The sequence below is a fragment of the Christiangramia aestuarii genome (assembly GCF_009735585.1).
Taxonomy (GTDB): domain Bacteria; phylum Bacteroidota; class Bacteroidia; order Flavobacteriales; family Flavobacteriaceae; genus Christiangramia; species Christiangramia aestuarii.
The window spans coordinates 1-4,100 of the sequence record NZ_VJVW01000016.1 but is presented as its reverse complement, the minus strand read 5'-3'; the positions used below and the strand labels follow the sequence as shown (position 1 = coordinate 4,100).

Annotated in this window: 2 protein-coding genes; both read left to right on the top strand. The window is 40.0% G+C overall.

Annotation, left to right across the window (positions count from 1 at the left end; genetic code table 11):
- On the top strand, positions 1 to 1,456 hold a 1,456-nt coding region (locus FLP08_RS15320; RefSeq protein WP_202912784.1), incomplete at its 5' end, for an Ig-like domain-containing protein.
- Positions 1,457 to 1,990: 534 nt separating this feature from the next.
- The coding region (locus FLP08_RS15315; RefSeq protein WP_156278043.1) for a hypothetical protein at positions 1,991 to 4,100 on the top strand (2,110 nt) is incomplete at its 3' end.

Genomic DNA, 4,100 nt, shown 5'->3' with positions numbered 1-4,100 from the left:
ATATACTTTCTGGATAGATACCGATGCGGACGGAGAGGTCGATGCAGGAGAAACCATTCTTCAGGCAAAATCGACCGATAATACTTACGATAGCAATAYGATAGCCGATGGTACTACAGTTACCGTACTGGTAGAGACTACCGATGGTTGTACCGATTATGCTACCGCCGATGCGATCGTATATGAAAATCCTGAAGCCGAGCTTGAAACCGAAGGAGTATGYGATGGCGAAGATGCTATATTCACTGCGGAACCTAGTGGCAGTGGAGAGCAATATACTTTCTGGATAGATACCGATGCGGACGGAGAGGTCGATGCAGGAGAAACCATTCTTCAGGCAAAATCGACCGATAATACTTACGATAGCAATACGATAGCCGATGGTACTACAGTTACCGTACTGGTAGAAACTACCGATGGTTGTACAGATTATGCTACCGCCGTTGCAATTATTTATACCAATCCGATTTTAAATGGAGGTACATTATGTGTTGGAGAAACTCTGGATATAGGAGTTGGCGCAGGTACTTACGAATCTAATAATACCTCTGTTGCAACCGTAGATAATACTGGAATAGTAACAGGTGTAAGTGCAGGTACGGCAACTATTACATATACAGATTCTAATGGATGTTCAGATACAGCTTTAATTACTGTAGAAGATTGTTGTTCAGAAGAAACTGCATATGCGCTCGGAGGATTTAATCCAGGTACCGTAGGTTTCTGTGGAAAAATCAGCAGTAGTAATTGGGGATGGTCTAATGGACCTTTAGATCTAAACAATTTACCTGGTGATCTTACCTTGTATGCCGGTGCGGCTCAATGTGACCCTACAAATGGTATACCTGTAGGTACAGTAGATTTATATCTGGATAATGGTTATTTGGTGGTAGAATTTGATTTATACGACTCTTCTAATCCGTATTTTGAATTAGATGTAGTTCATGTATATGCCGGTTGTACTCAATTTCCATCATTTGCAGGAAGCCCGGGACAATATCCTTACCCAGGTACCTCGTCAGATGGAGATACTGCTAAAGTGAAAATTCCTATTTCAGATTTAATTAGTTGCAGTGGTAATTTTTATTTGATTGCACACACAGAAGTGAATGTATGTGGAGGTGAAAACCCGGAAACAGTTTCTGTATTCGATACTGCCACTCAATCACTTAGTTTTGATTCTGAAACAATTAGTAAGCCTGGCTTCGATGTGGCTCCGGTTCCATTCAAGGATCAGGTGAAAGTGAAGTATGACTTTGATTATACTTCAGATGTTCAGATCCAGTTCTATAACCTTAACGGATCCTTACTGAGAACTTATACAGACAAAGCTGTGTCTTCAGGAGATCAAACTCAAATAAATATAGACTTTGCATTAAGATCTAACCAGGTTTATATTATTCGAGTACAAACCGATAGAGAATCATTTTCTAAAAATATCTTATCGGGTAACTAAGAAGTAATTTTAATTAACTAAAAATAAAAGCAGCCGGAAGGCTGCTTTTTTATTGTGCTATCCTTTATGGGGGAAAACCCTTATTATTTGTAATTAACCGTTAGATAAAAAGGAATTAGCGATATGCAGGTTCTAATTAAATTCATTTTATTATATATTTAACCTAACTATTATTACAGAAGGTCACCCTACGATTTCCTGTTAGTTTTTTCTTTGCCCCCTAAAATTGTTATTTCTTCCCCCCGGAGTTTGTTTCTGAAAGGTTTTCAGAATCAGCTAAATTCTATTGTTTTAACCCAAATACCATCGCTACTTATTTGATATGGCTATTATGTGAGTTCCTGTTGTTTGAAAATTCACTAGAACCACATAGTTAAATATTTCTTCCCCCCGGTAGACGGTATGCCCGCGAGGCATTTCCCTGGTCTTTACAGATTCAGGTTGTTTTCCTCTTTATTGAATGCTGCACCAAATCAGCCGGAACTTCCCATTATTAGACTTATGCCAATGGTCTAACTTAAAAAACTTTAAATTATGAAAAATTTTACGTGGCCCTGGTCAACGAGTTCGCCAATCCTCGGTTGTTGGTGTTCGTTGGTATCGGGCAGGAAGTTCTTAAAAACAGGGGTAGGGACCATGGTGCCTATACTACTGTTTTTTCTGTTATTGGGTAGTACGGTTAGTGCTCAGGTTCAAATTCCATTAACCGATGTAAATGAAGCTAATTTTGGTGTAGAGGCGTCCTTGTATGCCAATGATAACCAGAATACACCAAACATACAGGATCCATTATTCATAGATTCTGATGATTGGTTTGCTAATCTGGATCTCTGGCCAGGGGATGGAACAGGGGTAATTAATGTAAATGAAGGAGATGCTATTTCAAAAATTAATGCCTGGTTAGCCGATGTCAATGCAAATATATCCGATACCCTCAGACAGTCTGTTCCAATTTATACCGAAATTGAAGGTAGAACTTGGATCGATGCATTATATGCGAGAGATCAAAGGACAAATGGTAAATTAACTGATGCAAGTTTTTATACTTCAGGCGATGACAAAAATTTTCATGATCCCGAAACCTGGACTATTGGTACAGGTAGTGGTGGCCCTCAGAAAAATGACATTATTGAATTTTTTGGCCATTTACGTCGAGATGTATCCAGTACACCGGGACCAACGCCAGATTTGGGAACTGAATTTGCTTTTTTGGGAGCTACGACACGAAGCCAAAATGGTACTAGTCATCTTGATTTTGAATTGTTTAGAAATGAATTGGTAAGAAACGGAGCCAAGTTAATCTCAGAAGGTCCCGACTGTAATAGAACAGCATATCGATTTGATCTTGCTGGTACCGACGAATTTGATGATTCTAATAGCGATGATGGTAGTGTTCTAACCCATGGTGATATTATTTTTTCTATAAATTATGAAAATGGTGGAGATAATGTTCTCGTAGAATTATATATCTGGATAAGTCGAGAGGATTTTCCAGATGAAGCCTCCTTCATGGAGTTTAATAATTTAGGAAATAATCCGTTTAATTTTGGAAGTGCCTCCGGTGCTTTTAGATTCTTTGAGTGTAACGAAGATCCAAATTTTGGATATGCCCAGGTTAGTCTTGTAGAGGCCAGATCTGAGGGTTGGGTAACTGCTCAGATAAACCAGGAAGAAGTGTTAGGACCACCATGGAAAACTTATGATTCAGGGGGCAATCAACAAGAAGAGCTACCAGTTTTATCATTTATCGAACTTTCTATAAATGCAACTGAGTTAGGTCTGGATACAGGTTCGACTGGAGGTGAGTGTGAGAAGCCCTTGGGTACAATTGTCGTAAAAACAAGATCATCAGCCAGTTTTACAGCAGAATTGAAAGATTTGTTAGGTCCTTTTCCTTTTGGAGCAATTCCACCAGTAGATGTGACCGTAGATGATGAAGAACTTAATTGCACCCTTGATTTTGTAACTCTTGAAGCTAAATTAGGTACTGCCGGTAATTTTAAATTCCAATGGTATAAAAAGAATGAGTCGGGTACCTATGAAGAAATTCCTGGAGCTACCGGGCCTACATATAATGCTACAGAAGCAGGGGAATACAAAGTAATGGTAACCCAGATCCTTTCAAATGGTACAGAAGGTTGTACCGATGAGGACGAAGCTGAAGTTACGGGAACTAATGTAGCACCAGAATTGGTGACTACCTGTCCCGATCCGGATACGGTGACCTGTAACGATGATATATCAACTGCGTTTAGCAATTGGCTCGGAGGATTTGATATTTCAGGTGGCGGTGGTGAAGTAACTGCTACTTATTCCGTTTCCATAGACGGTGGAGAAGCTACCGAATATGATTTCGATAGCTGGCCACAAGGAATTACTGAGCCAGAGGATGCATGTGGAGCTTATATAGAAGTGACCTTAGATGCTTCAGATGAGTGTGAGCAAATTGCTAGCTGTAGTTCAACATTTACTGTTTCTGAATCAACGCCAGTAGACGTTGACGGTCCAGAAGATGTGGATACCGAGGCTTGTGCTTATGTGGATGATGCGGCCCTTCAGGCAGCTTATACTGCATGGCTAGCTGAATTTGAAACTTTAGAGGCCGGCTGTGGTGATGGCGGATCGTTCACAACGACCCCACCAA